Source organism: Lysinibacillus sp. NPDC056185, assembly GCF_047737915.1.
Lineage (GTDB): Bacteria > Bacillota > Bacilli > Bacillales_A > Planococcaceae > Lysinibacillus.
In genome coordinates, this window is sequence record NZ_JBLLLQ010000014.1 from 1 (window position 1) to 17,244 (window position 17,244).

The 17,244-nt window shown below is 39.3% G+C and carries 18 protein-coding genes and 1 riboswitch; of the genes, 2 read left to right on the forward strand and 16 right to left on the reverse strand.

What is annotated here, in order from left to right:
- Positions 1-228: 228 nt before the first annotated feature.
- The 11 genes from ACMZ42_RS14405 to ACMZ42_RS14455 all read right to left on the reverse strand — a co-directional run bounded on the left by ACMZ42_RS14405 (position 229) and on the right by ACMZ42_RS14455 (position 9,887).
- The gene (locus tag ACMZ42_RS14405; protein WP_415731872.1) at positions 229-1,689 is read right to left on the reverse strand and encodes a protein adenylyltransferase SelO; all 1,461 of its coding nucleotides are present in this window, start codon (positions 1,687-1,689) and stop codon (positions 229-231) included.
- 145 nt (positions 1,690-1,834) lie between these two features.
- Entirely contained in the window at positions 1,835-2,338 is a 504-nt protein-coding gene (locus ACMZ42_RS14410; protein ID WP_370075546.1) for a metallophosphoesterase, read from the reverse strand.
- Positions 2,339-2,350: 12 nt separating this feature from the next.
- Entirely contained in the window at positions 2,351-2,944 is a 594-nt protein-coding gene (locus ACMZ42_RS14415) for an XTP/dITP diphosphatase (RefSeq protein WP_402868467.1), read from the reverse strand.
- Between the two features lies 1 nt (position 2,945).
- Positions 2,946-3,695, reverse strand: a complete 750-nt coding sequence (gene rph / locus ACMZ42_RS14420) for a ribonuclease PH (protein ID WP_415731873.1) — start codon at positions 3,693-3,695, stop codon at positions 2,946-2,948.
- A 133-nt stretch (positions 3,696-3,828) separates the two neighbouring features.
- Entirely contained in the window at positions 3,829-4,626 is a 798-nt protein-coding gene (racE, locus tag ACMZ42_RS14425) for a glutamate racemase (protein WP_370075552.1), read from the reverse strand.
- A gap of 10 nt (positions 4,627-4,636) precedes the next feature.
- Complete coding sequence (locus ACMZ42_RS14430; RefSeq protein ID WP_323653188.1) at positions 4,637-5,089, reverse strand: MarR family winged helix-turn-helix transcriptional regulator; 453 nt, start codon at positions 5,087-5,089, stop codon at positions 4,637-4,639.
- Between the two features lie 75 nt (positions 5,090-5,164).
- Positions 5,165-5,386 carry a helix-turn-helix domain-containing protein gene (locus tag ACMZ42_RS14435; protein ID WP_004226437.1) on the reverse strand — a complete coding sequence of 74 codons (222 nt, stop codon included), beginning with the start codon at positions 5,384-5,386 and terminating at the stop codon, positions 5,165-5,167.
- Between the two features lie 427 nt (positions 5,387-5,813).
- A complete protein-coding gene (locus tag ACMZ42_RS14440) occupies positions 5,814-6,272 on the reverse strand; it encodes an acyl-CoA thioesterase (protein ID WP_370075554.1) in 459 nt (152 codons plus the stop codon).
- 400 nt (positions 6,273-6,672) lie between these two features.
- Entirely contained in the window at positions 6,673-7,452 is a 780-nt protein-coding gene (gene sdhB / locus ACMZ42_RS14445; protein ID WP_415731874.1) for a succinate dehydrogenase iron-sulfur subunit, read from the reverse strand.
- A 5-nt stretch (positions 7,453-7,457) separates the two neighbouring features.
- Positions 7,458-9,212: a succinate dehydrogenase flavoprotein subunit gene (gene sdhA / locus ACMZ42_RS14450; protein ID WP_415731875.1), complete on the reverse strand. Its 1,755-nt coding sequence runs from the start codon at positions 9,210-9,212 to the stop codon at positions 7,458-7,460.
- Between the two features lie 66 nt (positions 9,213-9,278).
- Complete coding sequence (locus tag ACMZ42_RS14455; RefSeq protein WP_370075560.1) at positions 9,279-9,887, reverse strand: succinate dehydrogenase cytochrome b558 subunit; 609 nt, start codon at positions 9,885-9,887, stop codon at positions 9,279-9,281.
- A gap of 272 nt (positions 9,888-10,159) precedes the next feature.
- Here ACMZ42_RS14455 and ACMZ42_RS14460 point away from each other — a divergent pair, with 272 nt between their 5' ends.
- Positions 10,160-10,594, forward strand: coding sequence for a YslB family protein (locus tag ACMZ42_RS14460; RefSeq protein WP_370075562.1), 435 nt, complete (start codon positions 10,160-10,162; stop codon positions 10,592-10,594).
- A 493-nt stretch (positions 10,595-11,087) separates the two neighbouring features.
- Here the strand turns inward: ACMZ42_RS14460 and ACMZ42_RS14465 are convergent, their stop codons facing one another.
- A complete protein-coding gene (locus tag ACMZ42_RS14465; protein WP_415731876.1) occupies positions 11,088-12,347 on the reverse strand; it encodes a methyl-accepting chemotaxis protein in 1,260 nt (419 codons plus the stop codon).
- Between the two features lie 94 nt (positions 12,348-12,441).
- Between ACMZ42_RS14465 and ACMZ42_RS14470 the strand changes: the two genes are divergently transcribed.
- Positions 12,442-12,714: a hypothetical protein gene (locus ACMZ42_RS14470; protein ID WP_415731877.1), complete on the forward strand. Its 273-nt coding sequence runs from the start codon at positions 12,442-12,444 to the stop codon at positions 12,712-12,714.
- A gap of 247 nt (positions 12,715-12,961) precedes the next feature.
- Here ACMZ42_RS14470 and ACMZ42_RS14475 read toward each other — a convergent pair whose 3' ends face one another.
- The 4 genes from ACMZ42_RS14475 to trxA form a co-directional block, all read right to left on the reverse strand.
- Positions 12,962-14,200, reverse strand: a complete 1,239-nt coding sequence (locus ACMZ42_RS14475) for an aspartate kinase (RefSeq protein ID WP_402868460.1) — start codon at positions 14,198-14,200, stop codon at positions 12,962-12,964.
- Positions 14,201-14,418: 218 nt separating this feature from the next.
- Positions 14,419-14,597, reverse strand: a riboswitch (Lysine riboswitch).
- Between the two features lie 97 nt (positions 14,598-14,694).
- Positions 14,695-14,928, reverse strand: a complete 234-nt coding sequence (locus ACMZ42_RS14480; RefSeq protein WP_415731878.1) for a hypothetical protein — start codon at positions 14,926-14,928, stop codon at positions 14,695-14,697.
- 10 nt (positions 14,929-14,938) lie between these two features.
- Entirely contained in the window at positions 14,939-16,729 is a 1,791-nt protein-coding gene (uvrC, locus tag ACMZ42_RS14485) for an excinuclease ABC subunit UvrC (protein WP_415731879.1), read from the reverse strand.
- Positions 16,730-16,870: 141 nt separating this feature from the next.
- Positions 16,871-17,182, reverse strand: a complete 312-nt coding sequence (trxA, locus tag ACMZ42_RS14490; RefSeq protein ID WP_004226420.1) for a thioredoxin — start codon at positions 17,180-17,182, stop codon at positions 16,871-16,873.
- Positions 17,183-17,244: the final 62 nt, after the last annotated feature.

Genomic DNA, 17,244 nt, shown 5'->3' on the forward strand with positions numbered 1-17,244 from the left:
CATCCTGTGATAACGCCTTCGTGACCAACATCGTGTTGGCCCAAGCGGCTCATCGGACGCCCCCAGGAAGCTTTGCTCTGTGCGAAAGCGAAGCGTCAGCGACAAATGTTTTATCTGTGCGAAAGCAAAGCGACAGCTACAAAGCGCCCAGTCGGAACGGAAATCAACCCCTCTTTTTGCCAAGAGGCATACTTTATTTAATATGGCTCTATTCCCTCGTTTTTCAACTTATGTGCCACAAAACGTTCGATATGGTTGGTTAGATGGCGTTGGTAATGTCGCATATTCCTGCTGCTCCACACAATGTGCAAAAGGTTGAGCAAGCGCATCCAATAATCGCTCCATAACGCTATAGTCACCCTGCTCAACAGCAGCCTCTAATGCTTCTTCTACACGGTAATTTCGTGGAATAACTGCTGGATTATGATCGCGCATTAATTGTTGAGACATGTCTTTTGTTTCTTGCTGTCTTTCTATCCTTGCGAGCCAATTCTTATGCCATTCTTTAAATTCATTTGTATTAAATAACGGTGAGTCATCAAATTTATCGAAGGTTAATGCGATAAATGTATTCGTATAGTCTGCCTGATGTTGTTGCATTAATTTTAGAAGCTCTTCAATGAGTGTCACGTCCTGATCTGCTTCGTTAAATATCCCAAGCTTTGCCCGCATACCTGTTAGCCAGTTTGCATAATACAGCTGAGAATATTGCTTTAAAGTCTCTTGAGCTAAGTGTATAGCCTCTTCCTGATTTTCATGGATTAACGGTATTAATGATTCCGCCAGTCGTGTTAAATTCCATCCACCGATATTAGGCTGGTTCCCGTAAGCATAACGTCCCTGTCGATCAATAGAGCTAAATACTGTCGCTGGATCATACGTATCCATGAAAGCACAAGGACCATAATCAATCGTCTCTCCACTAATGGTCATATTATCTGTGTTCATGACGCCATGAATAAAACCAACTAGCTGCCATTTTGCAATGAGAGATGCTTGTTTCTTGATAACTTCCTGTAGTAGTGTTAAATAACGATTTTTAGTTTCATCAGCATTAGGAAAGTGACGTTCCAAAGCATAATCCGCCAAAGCTTTTAGCTCATCCTCAGTTCCAAAGTTCGCTGCATATTGGAAAGTTCCTACTCGCAAATGACTGCTTGCAATACGGGTTAAAACTGCACCTGGAAGTTCTGTTTCACGGATGATCGATTCTCCAGTAGTCACGACAGCTAAACTTCGAGTAGTTGGAATACCAAGTGCATGCATGGCTTCACTAATAATATATTCACGTAGCATTGGACCAAGTGCTGCTCTACCATCTCCGCCACGGGAATAAGGAGTTCTCCCTGAACCTTTTAATGCGATATCAAAGCGTTCATGAGCTGGTGTTAGTTGTTCCCCTAATAACAGTGCTCTTCCGTCTCCGAGCATATTAAAGTGACCAAATTGATGACCTGCATAAGCTTGTGCAATAGGCATGCCACCAGTCGGATTGTTGTTACCTACAAAAACCGCTACTGCTTCCTCGCTTTGCAAAGCATCGACGTTTAATCCAAGTGCATTGGCAACTGATTCATTTACCATTATTAACTTTGGTGAACGAACTGGATTTAAATTAATTAATGAATAAAAAATGCTTGGTAGGCGAGTATAGCTATTATCAAAATTCCATCCTATTGTATTTTCCATGTTTTCTCCTTCGTTACGTTTATCTTTATTTTTTCTACTTCGTCATAAACAATTCATAGCCATTTTTACCATTTTGTCTTACCAATCGGGCCGAGATAAAACAAAAAACGCTTAGAGTTTCTAAAACTTAAGCGTTTTTGTTACATCATTTTCGCATAAACTTGTGGCTGGAAATACAGCTATTATCATCCGTAAAGAACTTTACTTCAAAATACGTAGCTTCAACCTCTACAAGAGCAAAGCTTTTTTCTTTACGACCACGTGGTTTTAATAAGCTCCCAGGATTTAAAAATAACACATCATCAATCATTTCCGCCCCAAGAATATGAGAGTGACCAAAGCACGCAATTTGTGCATCTACCTCTTTGGCACGATATGATAACGATAAGATTGAAGTTTTAACATTGAATAAATGTCCATGTGCTACAAAGACTGTGACGTCCTCTAAACCGAATACTTCCTCATTAGGGAAGGCTTGATCGATGTCACAATTTCCGCGTACTTTCTTCATGCCATCCAATGCTTTATGAGAGAAAGGAAGCTCACTATCTCCACAATGAATGAAAGCATCAGCATTTGGGTAAAAGCTACGCACTTTTTCAATCACATTACTATCACCATGTGTATCACTCATGACCAGTATTTGCATGGATATCACCTCTTATTTTATAAGATTAGGTAATTGTTCCTTCAACTTACGAATAGCATTCCCACGGTGGGAAATTGCTCCTTTTTCATCGGCTGTTAGCTCTGCCATCATACGGTTTAAGCTTGGGACAAAGAAGACTGGATCGTAACCAAATCCGTTTGTACCACGTTTTTCGTGTGCAATGATACCTTCACAAGTACCAAAAACTGTTGTCGTTTCAAAATCAGGTCCTGCAATAGCGATGCAACAGCAGAAGCGTGCTGTACGCTTTTCATCTTCGACATTTTTTAGGTTTTCTAACAACTTAACCATGTTTGCTTCATCATCATGATCACCCGCATAGCGTGCAGAATAAACACCAGGTTCACCATTTAATGCATCCACAGCTAAGCCACTATCATCAGCAATAACAATTGTGTTTAGCTCTTTTGCCAATGCTTCTGCCTTTAAGATTGCATTTTCCTCAAAAGTAGTGCCTGTTTCTTCTATTTCCATCTCTGGGGCAACATCAAACATCGTTACTACTTCATAGCCAAGTGGACCAAATAACGCTTCGAAATCTTTTGCTTTTCCTTTATTTTTAGTTGCAATGACTACTTGTTTCATGTTATTCATTTCCTCCCACTTTGTTAGCCAATTCACCTAGTGTCTCTTTTTGAAGTGCAATCAATTGTTGAATGCCTACTTCACCTAACGCCAGCAGTTCATTTAACTCTTCACGTGAAAAGGTTGCTTCTTCACCTGTCCCTTGAAGCTCAACAAAGCGTCCTGCACCTGTCATGACGATATTCATATCTACAGCAGCAGCAACATCTTCAACGTAGTTTAAGTCTAAAATTGCTCCGTGATCCTCTACAATACCAACACTTGTTGCAGCTAAATAGTCTGTGATTGGGAATTTTGCTAATTGTTTTTCTTCTGCAAACTTAGCAATTGCTTGTGTCATCGCTACAAATGCTCCTGTAATTGAAGCTGTACGCGTCCCTCCATCTGCTTGAATCACGTCACAGTCAATCCACACTGTACGCTCACCAAGTGCTTCTAAATCAACGACCGCACGTAATGAACGACCGATTAATCGTTGAATCTCCATTGTGCGGCCATTGACTTTGCCACGAGATGATTCACGTGCTGTACGCTGTGCTGTTGCACGAGGTAGCATCGAGTATTCTGCAGTAATCCACCCTTTGCCTTGTCCACGTAAAAATCCAGGAACCTTATCCTCAATCGTTGCTGTGCAAATTACTTTTGTATTGCCTACTTGAATTAACACTGAGCCTTCTGGGTGCAATAAATACTCACTATCTATTTTCACAGGACGCAGCGCATCTACATTTCTTCCATCAAATCTTGTCATAATTTTCGTTCCTCCTAAAATCTTTCGCGCACTCATCTTAACATAATTTTCACCTTCAAAAAAGTGCTCGGTCCCCTTATGTACAATGCTAAAAACGGCAAAAATCAGCCTAGCCCCTAGCTAAGCTGATTTTTTATTTTAATGTCATACGTTTTATACGGAGAGTACCTTGCTCAAGCCAGCTTTCAGCAATTGAACGGAAAATCGGTACTGAACCAGTTGCATAAAATTTATGGGCAGGCACAGCGTCTGGATCAGCCAAAGTGCCATTATATTCAAGCATTTCTTGAACATCCTTTGCTGTTTCCTCAGCAGAAGAAAGCACAAAAACTTCTTCTCCTACAACAGCTTCAATTTGTTTTTGCAGAATTGGATAGTGCGTGCATCCTAGTATGACCGTATCAAATTGTTCATTTTTCAACGGCTTTAAGCCTTCCGCAATTAAATTATTTGCAAATTCGCCTTTATATTCGCCACTTTCTACAAGTGGTACGAATGTTGGACAAGCAAGCGGAATAATATGAGTCGACGTATTCAGTGATAATAAGGCTTCCTCATACGCCCCGCTTTTAATTGTTCCTTCTGTTGCAAGCACAACGACTTCATGTCGCTTCGTTTTCTTTACAGCTGCACGTGCGCCAGCATTAATAACGCCTAGTACCGGAAAAGGCATATTTCTTTGTAAACTTTCGAGTGCTACTGCAGTCGCTGTATTACAAGCAATGACGAGCATTTTGATATTCATTTTTTCTAGTGCTTTTGCCATTTGCCAAGTGAAGTTTCGTACTTCCTGACGACTTCTTGGACCATACGGACATCTTGCTGTATCACCAATATAATAGATCGTTTCGTTTGGTAATAGCTTCATTATTTCTTTTGCTACGGTTAAACCGCCTACTCCTGAGTCAATAACGCCTATCGGGGCATTCATACTTTCCGCCTCAATCCTGTTTCATGTGTACATGTAGTTTTTCTAAATAGCTTGATAATTGCGCGACTTCTTGTTCGTTAAAACCAACAAGCTTCTCCTGCAAATATTGCTGTCTTTTTTCAATAACCTCTTGAATAATACGTTCGCCCTTCTCGAGAAGATGAACAACAACGACACGACGATCATTTTCGTCACGCATTCGCTTGACTAATTCATTTTTCTCCATTCGGTCCACTAGATCTGTTGTTGTACTAAAAGCTAAGTATAATCGATTTGACAGGTCGCCAATTGTTATATCTCCAAGCTCTTCTAACCACTGTAATGCAACAAATTGTGGCGGCGTAATCGCATATTGTGAAACAATCTCTCTTCCTTTTTGCTTCACAATCGCCGCTATATAGCGTAATTCCTTTTCAACCGTTGCAACGGTTTCAGGTGAGTGCTTTGTTACTTCATCCGACATATAACTATTTCACTCCTAAAAATACGTTGAATAGTTCTATTTTGTCGTTTTTTTTCTGAAATAGCAAGTGTCCAATTAGTCTAATTTAAATTCTTCTAAGCGTAACAGCTCAATTAACGCCTGAGATCGATTCGTTACACCTAACTTTTGAATTGTATTGGAAATGTGATTTCGCACTGTTTTTTCACTAATACCAAGTTGCTCTGCAATATCCCTCGTTGTTTTTTCAGCTAATAAAAGCGCAAATATTTCACGTTCTCGGTTCGTTAAAAGAGAACGATGATGAGAGCCATTCATTTTCAGTTACACCCTCCTCCCCCGCACGTATTGTAACTTATGTTAAGGAATGAGGAGCGGTGACGGCTATTTTCATTAATATCTCGTGTTTCCTAAAAAAAATCGGAAATTACTTCCACCAATTAATGATTTTATGTAAAAATGGATCATCACCATAACAAGTGGTTGTTTTCCGTTCCGAGTGGGCGCTTTCACGGGGCGTCTAATGAGCCGCTGATCCTCAAGGAGTCGCCCAGTCTTTACTTCAATCAACTTATATATATGGTGTCATCCACAACTTTTTGTAATGAGTCGTAAAAGTGCAATTTCAATCGTCGAAATCATTGTCTATACTTATTTCCTCGAGAAAACTTTTTGCAATGTTGAAAAATATAACTCTCACTATTTCTGTCTATGGACAATTAACTTTCGTAATCCGTTTCCAATACTATAGGAACACCAAGCTTGCTAAGTGAGTTTTTTCTTCCTCAGATAGTGGTACACTCTTACCAGTTCGAGGGTTCATTTGCACTACCGTACCACGACCCGTAAAGCAAACTTCATCATGCTGGTTTTTCGCTAAGTAATGAATATCCAATGATGAGTTCCCTACTGTCGCTACCTTCGTATAAATTCTTAGCACATCATCAAAGAAAACTTGCTTCACGTAATCACACTGTAAGTCGGCTACAATCGGAATACCCTCTACATGTTCATCAATTGCTGATGGCATTAGAACACCTAAATGACGGAAATAATCGATTCGTGCTTGTTCAAAATATGTAAAGCTAACTGTATTGTTCATATGACCGTACATATCCGTTTCTGAAAAACGTACACGAACCTCAATAAAAAATGCAAAATCCTTTGTCCATTCCTGAAAATCTCCGATATAATTTGCTTTCATCTTAGCCATCCCCCTAATTTTTATTCGCTTCTTCCAAAACAACAAATGGAATTCGCAAGTCATAAATGAATATACATTCATTATAAAGGAAAACACTATATTATCATAGAAAATTCACATTTTTACTCGGTAAAACTCATTTTCTGTACACCCCAATGATACCTATCCTATTTTTGCGTAATTCGATCTTTTTATGCTGTAATGAAGACATCATATTTAGTTTATTACTCTTTCTTGAAAATGCCCCTATCTGAACTACCTATAGTACGAAACTTTAATGGTGAGTAGGATCAATCAAGCATTTATGAGTTTTATTCTACAAAATTATTTAATATTTTTCATAGAAAAAAACTCCCTTACACATTTAGTGTAAGGGAGTTTGGGAGTAAAGCTTGTACTATTAGTCAACGTAGTGGTCAGAACCGAAGAAGTTACGGAACATTTGCACTGTAGTTGCACGGTTTAATGATGCGATAGATGTTGTTAAAGGAATACCTTTTGGACAAGCAGCTACACAGTTTTGTGAGTTACCGCAGTTTGCAAGGCCTCCATCACCCATGATTGCATTTAAACGTTCGTCTTTAATCATTGCACCAGTTGGGTGAGTGTTGAATAGACGTACTTGTGATAATGGTGCTGGTCCGATGAATGAAGCTTTTTCAGACACGTTTGGACACGCTTCCATACATACACCACAAGTCATACATTTAGATAATTCATAAGCCCATTGACGTTTACCTTCTGGCATACGTGGACCTTCACCTAAATCATAAGTACCATCAATTGGAACCCATGCTTTAACTTTTTTAAGTGCATTGAACATGCGTTCACGGTCAACTTGTAAGTCACGAATAACTGGGAAAGTTTTCATAGGCTCAAGTTTAATTGGCTCAGTCAATTGGTCAACAAGAGTTGAACAAGATTGACGTGGGCGGCCATTGATAACCATTGAACATGCACCACAAACTTCTTCAAGACAGTTCATATCCCATGCAACTGGTGTTGTTTTTTCACCAGTTGACAAAACTGGATTCTTTTGAATTTCCATTAATACAGAAATGACGTTCATACCATGGCGATAAGGAACTTCGAATTTCTGCCAGTAGCCATTGCCACCTTTTGTATCTTGACGTAAAATTTCAACTTTTACCATTCTTCCAGTATTAGCTGCGATATTCATAATTCTTAGTCTCCTTTCGCAGAGTAATCACGTTTACGTGGTGGAATTAATGAAACGTCGACTTCTTGGTAAGTAATGACTGGGTTACCAGTAGTTGGATCAAACTTCGCCATTGTTGTTTTTAAGAAGTTCTCATCATCACGGTTCGGGAAGTCTGGCTTATAATGTGCACCACGAGATTCATTACGTAATAATGCACCTTTTGTCATTACTTTCGCAAGGTAAATCATATTTTTTAACTGACGCGTAAAGTGAGCACCTTGGTTACTCCACTTTTGTGTATCGTTGATGTTAATGTTTTCCCAACGTTTTTGGAATTCATCAAGTTTATTCAATGTATCTTGAAGTTGGTCATTATAACGTACTACTGTCATAGTAGCTGTCATCATTTCACCAAGCTCTTTATGAAGCAAGTAAGCGTTTTCTGTGCCGTCCATTTTCATGACAGCATCCCACTTAGCTTGTTCTTCTTTAACGCGAGCATCGAATACTTCTTGTGGAATATCTTCAGCATGCTTTTTAAGATGTTTAACATAATCTACTGCGTTTGGTCCAGCAACCATACCGCCATAGATAGCTGATAATAATGAGTTCGCACCAAGACGGTTTGCACCATGTTGAGAATAATCACATTCACCTGCTGCAAATAGACCAGGAATTTCAGTCATTTGGTTGTAGTCAACCCATAATCCACCCATTGAGTAGTGAACTGCTGGGAAAATTTTCATTGGTAATTTACGTGGATCATCACCTACGAATTTTTCGTAGATTTCAATAATACCACCTAGTTTTACATCTAATTCATGTGGATCTTTATGAGAAAGATCTAGGTATACCATGTTTTCGCCGTTGATACCAAGTTTTTGGTTTACACAAACGTCGAAAATTTCACGTGTTGCAATATCACGTGGTACTAAGTTACCATATGCAGGATATTTTTCTTCCAGGAAGTACCAAGGTTTACCGTCTTTATAAGTCCAAATACGGCCACCTTCACCACGAGCTGACTCTGACATTAGACGGTTTTTGTCATCTCCAGGAATCGCTGTTGGGTGAATTTGGATGAACTCACCATTCGCGTATGAAGCACCTTGTTGGTAAACGATAGAAGCAGCAGAACCTGTATTAATAACAGAGTTTGTTGTTTTACCGAAGATAATACCAGGGCCACCAGTCGCCATAATAACAGCGTCTGCACGGAATGATTTGATTTCTTCTGTACGCATATCTTGCGCTACGATACCACGACAAACGCCGTCAGGATCGACTACTGCACCAAGGAATTCCCAGTGCTCATATTTATTCACTAAACCAGCTACTTCGTGAGAGCGAACTTGCTCGTCTAGTGCGTATAGTAATTGCTGACCAGTTGTTGCACCAGAGAAGGCTGTACGGTGCATTAAAGTACCACCGAAACGACGGAAGTCAAGAAGACCTTCTGGTGTACGGTTGAACATTACACCCATACGGTCCATTAAGTGAATAATACCAGGGGCTGCATCACACATACCCTTAACAGGTGGTTGGTTCGCTAAGAAGTCCCCACCATAAACTGTATCATCAAAGTGGATCCAAGGAGAATCCCCTTCACCTTTTGTATTTACCGCACCATTAATTCCGCCCTGCGCACATACAGAGTGTGAGCGTTTTACAGGAACTAATGAGAATAAATCAACTTCAGTACCAACTTCAGCTGCTTTAATCGTTGCCATCAGACCAGCTAGACCGCCGCCGACAACAATTATTTTGCTTTTCGCCATGATTATTTCTCACTCCTCTTAAAAAATTGCAATGATTGCATGTACTCTATAGTAGCTTCTATTAAATTAAACAAAAGCTAAAATAGCAGCCACACCAACTACACTTAGAATTACGAAAATAATGTTTGTTACATAAGTAGCAATCTTTTGAGACTGAGGAGATTGTACAATACCCCAGCTAACTAGGAATGCCCATAAACCGTTAGATAAGTGGAAAGTTGCTGATATAATACCAACGATGTAGAATCCAAGCATGAATGGATTAGAAACGATATCCGCCATCATGTCGTAATCAACTTCTGTACCAAGTGCTTTTTGAATACGAGTTTGGAAAATATGCCATGCAATGAAGATCACTAAGAATACACCAGTGAAACGTTGTAATGAGTACATCCAGTTACGGTATGTGCTGAAACGTCCTGTATTTGGTGTAGCAGTGAATGCAATGTAGACACCATAGAATGCGTGGAACATTAATGGAATATAAATGACAATCCATTCAACTAGGATAAGGAATGGAATCTTTTCCATTACTGCGGTAGCATCGTTGTAACTTTCTGCTCCGCCTGTTGCTGTAAAGTTAATGAACAGGTGCATCGTTAAAAACAGACCTACTGGAATGATACCAAGTAGAGAATGTAAGCGACGCCATAAAAACTCTCGATCTTTCGACAAGACTGTTACCCCCCTTAGTACTTAAAATAGCACAACTAAAGAAGTCATCATTTTGTAACTGATACTTCATTGACTGTGTATTTCATCATGGTACAATATTATGACATGTTTATTGTACTCTCAAGAGCTACGAGCGTCAAGGCAACTTAAAGTTTTTCATATTCCTTATTAAATAAGTAATCTAGTACATGATGCATCGTTTTTTCTCGAAAAATCTATCTTTACTTTATCAGTGTCAAATTTTAAGAAAATTCTAAGAAAGAAGGCTTTCAATGTTAAACACTTCATCTCCTACAATCTCAGCATTTGGCTATGAGATAATTCGCGATTATATTTTATCTTCCATTCTTGGTAAACACGAAGATGATGTCCTTTACTGGGCAGGAAAAGATCTAGCTCGGAAGTTCCCATGTACAAGTCAAGATGAACTTATCGCATTTTTCGCAGATGCCTGTTGGGGTAATTTAGAGCTTGTCAAAGAATCGAAAGATGGACGTATATTCCAGTTGACAAATGATCCAGAACTGTTACAAATCGGTCTTCGAAGCTTTAGACTTGAAGCAGGATTTATAGCTGAGCAAATCCAGCAAGTAAAAGGTTATTTAACAGAATGCTATGATGAAAAACGTGAAAAGCAACAAAATGTAACGTTCACAGTAAAATGGGACGTTAAAGAAAGAATCATGAATACCGTTCCTACAGAATAAAACGAAAAGGATTGCCATCCCACATTTATGGATGACAATCCTTTTTATGTATACAATAGAAGTTAATTGTAGCGAAGATTGGGCAACTCCTTGGAGTAGCGTCATAAATGGACAAGCGAAGCAGCTCCATTGGACGCCCCCAGTAAAGCGTCGTGATGGAACAGAAATCACCCCCTCGTTAAGATGATGAGTTTAGGGATGACATGTTGCTAAAGCGTATGTCATGTGAATTGGCTGATTGGAGTGGAGGCTGGGCGACTCCTTGGGGATCAGCAATAGAGGAACGAAGGCTAAGAACATCACGTCCTGTGATAACGCCTTCGTGACCAACATCGTGTTGGCCCGAGACCCTGGAGCGAGCATAGCGAGTGAAGCGGCTCATCGGACGCCCCCAGGAAGCTCTGCTCTGCGCGAAAGCAAAGCGACAGCTACAAAGCGCCTAGCCGGAACGGAAATCACCCCCTCGTTTATGTTTACGAATCATTTTTCTAATTTATAGTTGTGCACGTCTTTCTTTTAAAAGTACATCTATTAACCCAATAAATGCCTCCAAAATATTAAGTGAGTGTTGAATCATTTCTTCTATGTTATTAATTGACAGTTCATTCACTAATTTTTGTGCGGCCATATGTACTAATTCATGTGGTTGTTCAATATGACGATATTCTGGTAAGTTCTGATATTCCTCAAAATGTCCGTAATACCATTTTCCAAACATACATTGATGATACGTTTTTATCGTTTCTTTCTGACCAGCCTTTTGAATAGCATTTCGTAAAAAGCTAGCATGATCCATTAACCTTGCTGCCAATTGGCTAACTACCGTTTGCTCTGATGGTTTTCTGATTGTCGGTGCAATAGCTTTTAACATTTCAGATACTTGATTTTGTATTATATCCGAGAAGTCACTAGAATGTGATAATTCCGTCGTCGTTTCCGCTAAACGACCTGCAGCTATTACATTTTCTTCTGATGCAACTGTTATTTGATGAATACCATGTGCTGCTTCTTCAATATTTCTACTTGTTACAGTCAGATTAGCAATATTGTCCTTCATGACACTTATAAAGTCAGTTAAATAATGTTCGACTTCTTTAATATTTGTTATTGTATTATGTAATTTCTTATCAATGACTGAGCGAATCTTTGTCATTTCTTGCAATGAACCTTTCGAGCTGTTGGCTAAATTCCCTACCTCCATCGCGACAACATTAAAGCCTTTTCCATGCTCACCAGCACGTGCGGCTTCAATAGAGGCATTTAAAGATAGTAGTTGCGTTTGATCGGCAATCCCGGTTACACCTTTACTGATATCATCCATTTTAGTCATTTCATCATTCAGTTGCTCTGTTGAATTTGCTCCTTTGGTCAACAGCTCCTGAACCATTTCACCTTTTGAAATGGATGATTCCATTTCTTCTACAAGTAGTAATGAATGCTGTTTTATTTCTTGAATGTTTGCATTAACATTTTGCTCAACCGCAAGCACCTCCTCTGTATTTGACGACATTTCTTCACTCATTGCTGAAATATCCCCTACACTCGTAGAGACATTTTGAACCTTTAAAGCCGTTTGAAAATTAATTAACTCCATATGCGCTAGTACAAAGTCTAAAATCGCATTTTTCACATCAATACTTTCCTGCTCAAGTTCCAATTCCAAAATTCGTTTTTTTAATATTTGTATTTCTATATCGTTGTGCCTCTCAACGCTTTCATCCATTGGCTTTTGAAATAAACCAAATAACCCCATACAAACTTCCACCTTCCCTTTGGTAAAACATGTCATATTTTATTATATAACAATAGAATTAGATAAAGTATTAAATTGATGTGAACAAAAAAAGATGTGCCTTTTACTGACACATCCTCTTCAACATTATATGAAAAGTGCTTGTTCTAAAATCAATTATGCCCTTCTTTCCGTCGCTTTGGCTGTTCTATCCACGAATTTGAGTGCTCTATCCACTACTTTGGTGGTTCTATTCGACTTTGAGTGCTCTATCCACGAATTTGGTGGTTCTATCCACGAATTTGAGTGCTCTATCCACGATTTTGGTGGTTCTATCCACGAATTTGAGTGCTCTATCCACGACTTTGGTGGTTCTATTCGACTTTGAGTGCTCTATCCACAAATTTGGTGGTTCTATCCACGAAGTTGAATGCTCTATCCACGATTTTGGTGGCTCTATCCACGAATTTGACTTTGGGTGCTCTATCCATCTTTGACTCTTTTAAATTGCGTCCGAAGGCATTAGGCCAACAAATGTTTTTGTGCGAAAGCGTAGTGCAACGTAGCGTCAGCAACTGATGTTTTTTGCGCGAAAGCGTAGCGTCAGCGGCACGAAGTTGATCACTCAGTTGTCGCTACGCTTTCTGTACAAAAGACATTTCCTGAAATAAATTAAATTCATCATGTAATGCATTTGCTGCACGAATCATTTCGTCCTGAGGTACAACGACAGACACTTTTATTTCAGAAGTACTTACCATTTTTACAGGGATATCTTCACGACGTAGACGATCAAACATTCGGGCAGCCACCCCTGGATTAGACGCCATACCAGATCCAATAATGGAAACTTTCGCTAAACCAATTTCAAAATCTGCAAAACTAAATCCTAGTGATACTTTACTATCTTCTAGTACACGTAATGCTTCAGCGAACTCCTCTTTTAAAATGGTAAATGATACAGTCGGCTTTAAGCCATCAATTATTGCTTGTACGATTATATCGACGTTTATACGATTTTCCGCAAGTATTGTGAACATATCTGCTAACGAAGCATTAGAATAAGCATCATAACCAATCGTTAAGCGAATAACGTCTGACTCATAGGCAACACCTCGTACAATTAAATTTTTTTCCATTTCAACTTCCTCCTTCAATAAAGTACCTACTGTATCTATTTCGCTCGACCTAATGATAACCGGGATTTGAAACTTCTTTGCTAACTCTACAGCTCGCGGGTGTAAAATTTGTGACCCTAAGTTTGATAGCTCTAGCATCTCATCATAGGAAATTTCTTTTAGCTTTTGTGCCCCAGCAACATGACTTGGATCAGCTGTATAGACTCCATCCACATTCGTGTAAATATCTACCCGCTTCGCCTTCAATTTTGCTGCAATGGCTATAGCCGTCGTTTCCGCCCCACCTTTACCTAACGTCGTAATATTCCGTAAATTATCGATACCCTGTTCCCCAGCAACGACTACGATTTTCCCCTGTACAAAATGCTCTTCTATTCGTCTAGCATCCATCCCATCAATACGGGCATTGCTATACATAGCATCAGTTTCAATGCCTGCCTGCCAGCCCGTTAATGACACAGCATCATATCCTTCCTCCTGTAAAGCAATTGCCACTAATGTACTAGTAAGTTGTGAGCTTGTTGAAAGTAATGCGTCTAGTTCACGCTTAGATGCATTGTCTGATAAATCACGAACCATCTTTGTTAATTCTTTAGATATACTCCTCATAGCTGTAGTGACAACGACAACATCAAAACCTCTTTCCTTTTCTGCAATCGCCTTTTGCGCAACATTTTGAATGTGCTCTGTTGATGCTAATGCAGCACCACCAAATTTCATCACAACTCTCGCCATCTTTATCATTCTCCTTCGTATTCAATCATTTTACTGATTATAAAGTAGCTATGCTTTTGCAGCTTTTCACAAAATAACACCACAAAAGCAAATAGCACCCCTTCACCTCTTAGGTAAAAGTAACAGACTTGAAAAAATGTTGTTTCGGAAAACTAAAAAGGCAGCTCCTCACATAACGTGAAAGCTGCCTATAACATGTACAATAAAGTAACTTGCGCATGTGTGATAGCTCTCCGAAACGTTTAGAATCGACAGTCTTACATCTCTTAAATGTAAAACCAGCACAGCATCGGAAACAACGATGCTCCACTTCGGCAAGTTCCCCTTTCATACATTTTCACTGGACTTGTTCGTCCTCGCATGTACTACTCTTGAACCTTGCACCTCTATCATCACTAAATAGTGATCGTATTTAATTGAACCTTAGTGAAGAAATTTCCAATTCAATAAGTAGAAACTACTAAAAAAACTAAGGCGCCGTATATAACATCGCTTTATTGAAGAGCAATGTTATATACAACCTTAGCATACGTCCAATCCTTTGACAATGTGTCTTGTCGAAAATCAATTTCGCCTTGGCGTAATTGCCGCTGACGCTTCGCTTTCGCGCAGAAGACATTTGCCGCTGACGCTTCGCTTTCGCGCAGATAAACAATGCGTCCGAAGGCTTCATTTTCATTCAGTAGGTGTTTGTACATCCACTGAAAAGGAATTCCATCTGCATTCATCTCACTACCTTTAGAGGTGAGAGTCTTCTGCTGAATGAAAATAAGCATGAATATTGCTAGCAAGATTAGCAGGCATCCCGGCTTCCTGTAATGCCTGCATACTTGCCTCACGAATTTTTTTGACAGAGCCAAAATGCTTGAGTAATTGTTGTTTTCGCTTCGGACCAATTCCCTCTATATTATCGAGGACAGATTGTATAGCGTGTTTCTCATGCTGCTGTCGTAAGAAGGTTATAGCAAAGCGGTGTACTTCATCCTGAATTCGTTGTAATAAGTAGAATCCATCACTTGTACGTTTTAACGCAATAACTTCTGGTGGATCACCAAATAGAAGCTGTGACGTATTGTGCTTTTCATCTTTTGCTAATCCGGCAATTGGAATGACAAGGCCGAGCTCATCCTCTAATACTTCACGCGCGACTTCCATTTGCCCCTTCCCACCATCTATTAGTACTAAATCCGGTAAAGGTAGACCATCTTTTAATACACGTGTGTATCGACGACGTATTACTTCTTGCATTGCCCCGTAATCATCGTGCTTGGCGGCGGTACGTGTTTTGTATTTTCGATACTCCTTCTTCGCAGGTTTTCCATCGATAAATACAACCATTGCAGATACAGCATCTGTCCCATGCATATGACTATTATCGAAGGCTTCAATCCGTAACGGCGTAGAAATGCCCATCGCTTCACCGAGCGCCTCACACGCTCCTATTGTGCGCTCTTCCTGACGTTCAATAAGTTGGAACTTTGCTGCTACAGCAATTTCAGCATTTTTCGTCGCTAATTCAACTAGCTCTTTTTTTTGCCCACGTTTTGGTGTCAGTACCTTAACTTCTAGTAATTCCGTTAAAATATCTGCATCAATAGATTGTGGGATAAAAATCTCCTTAGGTTTAATGTGCTCTAGCTTCTCGTAAAATCGTCCAACAAACGTTAAAAATTCCTCTTCTGCCTCTTGATAAACCGGGAAAATCGAGACATCTCGCTCTATAAGCTTTCCTTGACGAACAAAGAAAACTTGAACACACATCCAACCCTTCTCGACGGCATAGCCAAATACATCACGATTCGTTGTATCACTTGATACGATTTTTTGCTTTTGCATGACTGTATCGATATGTGCAATTTGATCGCGAAATTCTTTTGCACGCTCAAACTCTAAATTTTCTGCGGCCGCTAGCATTTTTACTTCTAGCTCCTTTTTGACTTCCTCAACCCCACCATTTAAAAATTTTGTCATATCCTCAATCATCTCATGGTAAATGTCAGCTTCAATATCCTTCACACAAGGGGCTAGACATTGCCCCATGTGATAATACAAGCAAACCTTGGTAGGGAGTTGTACACATTTTCGCAGAGGATACAAACGATCTAGCAACTTTTTTGTCTCACTTGCTGCATACGCATTCGGATATGGCCCAAAATATTTCGCCTTATCCTTTTTCACTTTTCGTGTTGTAATAAGACGTGGATGTTTCTCATTTGTAATTTTTAAATACGGATACGTTTTATCATCCGTTAGCATAATATTGTACTTCGGATCATGTAGTTTTATAAGATTAAGCTCTAAAATTAAAGCTTCAATATTGGAAGATGTCACAATGTACTCAAAGTCTTCTATTTCGCTTACAAGTCTCTGTGTTTTCCCTTCATGCGTACCAGTAAAATACGAGCGTACTCGATTTTTCAGCACTTTTGCCTTCCCGACATAAATAATAGTTCCTTGTCGATCTTTCATCAAATAGCAGCCAGGCTGATCTGGTAAAATTTCAAGCTTTCGTTTAATTAAATCATTCATCGCCTACCTGCCCCCTTTTTCTAAAAAAGCAAATAAAGATTTGTCTATTCTCAAATATAACGTTCGCTTTTCCTCTATATTATATAACGAAAAAAAGCCAAGCACATCATATTGATGGCTTGACTCTTTTTTTCTTACAAATTAAGCATGTTTTGCGATAAATGCTTCTAACGCTTCTTTTGGTTGGAAACCAACAGTTTTATCTACTAATTCACCGTCTTTGAATAAAAGTAATGATGGGATAGACATAATTTGGTATTGCGCTGCAGTACCTTGGTTGTTATCTACATCTACTTTTACAATTTTAGCCGCACTACCTGCAGCATCCATTTCTTCAAGAACTGGTCCAATCATTTTACATGGTCCGCACCAAGCAGCCCAAAAGTCTACTAGTACTAAACCTTCTTTAATATCGTCTTGGAAAGTTGCATCTGTTGCATGTACAATTGCCATTTGAAATCCTCCTTAAACTTACTATGTTTGTAGTATAGCATGGATAAATTCTCTTGAGCGAA

What these genes read in the sequence shown, in the direction of transcription:
- ACMZ42_RS14405 (WP_415731872.1), bottom strand. Translation starts at nt 1,689, where the DNA reads ATGGAAAATACAATAGGATGGAATTTTGATAATAGCTATACTCGCCTA.
- ACMZ42_RS14410 (WP_370075546.1), bottom strand. Translation starts at nt 2,338, where the DNA reads ATGCAAATACTGGTCATGAGTGATACACATGGTGATAGTAATGTGATT.
- ACMZ42_RS14415 (WP_402868467.1), bottom strand. Translation starts at nt 2,944, where the DNA reads ATGAAACAAGTAGTCATTGCAACTAAAAATAAAGGAAAAGCAAAAGAT.
- rph (WP_415731873.1), bottom strand. Translation starts at nt 3,695, where the DNA reads ATGACAAGATTTGATGGAAGAAATGTAGATGCGCTGCGTCCTGTGAAA.
- racE (WP_370075552.1), bottom strand. Translation starts at nt 4,626, where the DNA reads ATGAATGCCCCGATAGGCGTTATTGACTCAGGAGTAGGCGGTTTAACC.
- ACMZ42_RS14430 (WP_323653188.1), bottom strand. Translation starts at nt 5,089, where the DNA reads ATGTCGGATGAAGTAACAAAGCACTCACCTGAAACCGTTGCAACGGTT.
- ACMZ42_RS14435 (WP_004226437.1), bottom strand. Translation starts at nt 5,386, where the DNA reads ATGAATGGCTCTCATCATCGTTCTCTTTTAACGAACCGAGAACGTGAA.
- ACMZ42_RS14440 (WP_370075554.1), bottom strand. Translation starts at nt 6,272, where the DNA reads ATGAAAGCAAATTATATCGGAGATTTTCAGGAATGGACAAAGGATTTT.
- sdhB (WP_415731874.1), bottom strand. Translation starts at nt 7,452, where the DNA reads ATGAATATCGCAGCTAATACTGGAAGAATGGTAAAAGTTGAAATTTTA.
- sdhA (WP_415731875.1), bottom strand. Translation starts at nt 9,212, where the DNA reads ATGGCGAAAAGCAAAATAATTGTTGTCGGCGGCGGTCTAGCTGGTCTG.
- ACMZ42_RS14460 (WP_370075562.1), top strand. Translation starts at nt 10,160, where the DNA reads ATGTTAAACACTTCATCTCCTACAATCTCAGCATTTGGCTATGAGATA.
- ACMZ42_RS14465 (WP_415731876.1), bottom strand. Translation starts at nt 12,347, where the DNA reads ATGGGGTTATTTGGTTTATTTCAAAAGCCAATGGATGAAAGCGTTGAG.
- ACMZ42_RS14470 (WP_415731877.1), top strand. Translation starts at nt 12,442, where the DNA reads ATGTGCCTTTTACTGACACATCCTCTTCAACATTATATGAAAAGTGCT.
- ACMZ42_RS14475 (WP_402868460.1), bottom strand. Translation starts at nt 14,200, where the DNA reads ATGGCGAGAGTTGTGATGAAATTTGGTGGTGCTGCATTAGCATCAACA.
- ACMZ42_RS14480 (WP_415731878.1), bottom strand. Translation starts at nt 14,928, where the DNA reads ATGAATGCAGATGGAATTCCTTTTCAGTGGATGTACAAACACCTACTG.
- uvrC (WP_415731879.1), bottom strand. Translation starts at nt 16,729, where the DNA reads ATGAATGATTTAATTAAACGAAAGCTTGAAATTTTACCAGATCAGCCT.
- trxA (WP_004226420.1), bottom strand. Translation starts at nt 17,182, where the DNA reads ATGGCAATTGTACATGCAACAGATGCAACTTTCCAAGACGATATTAAA.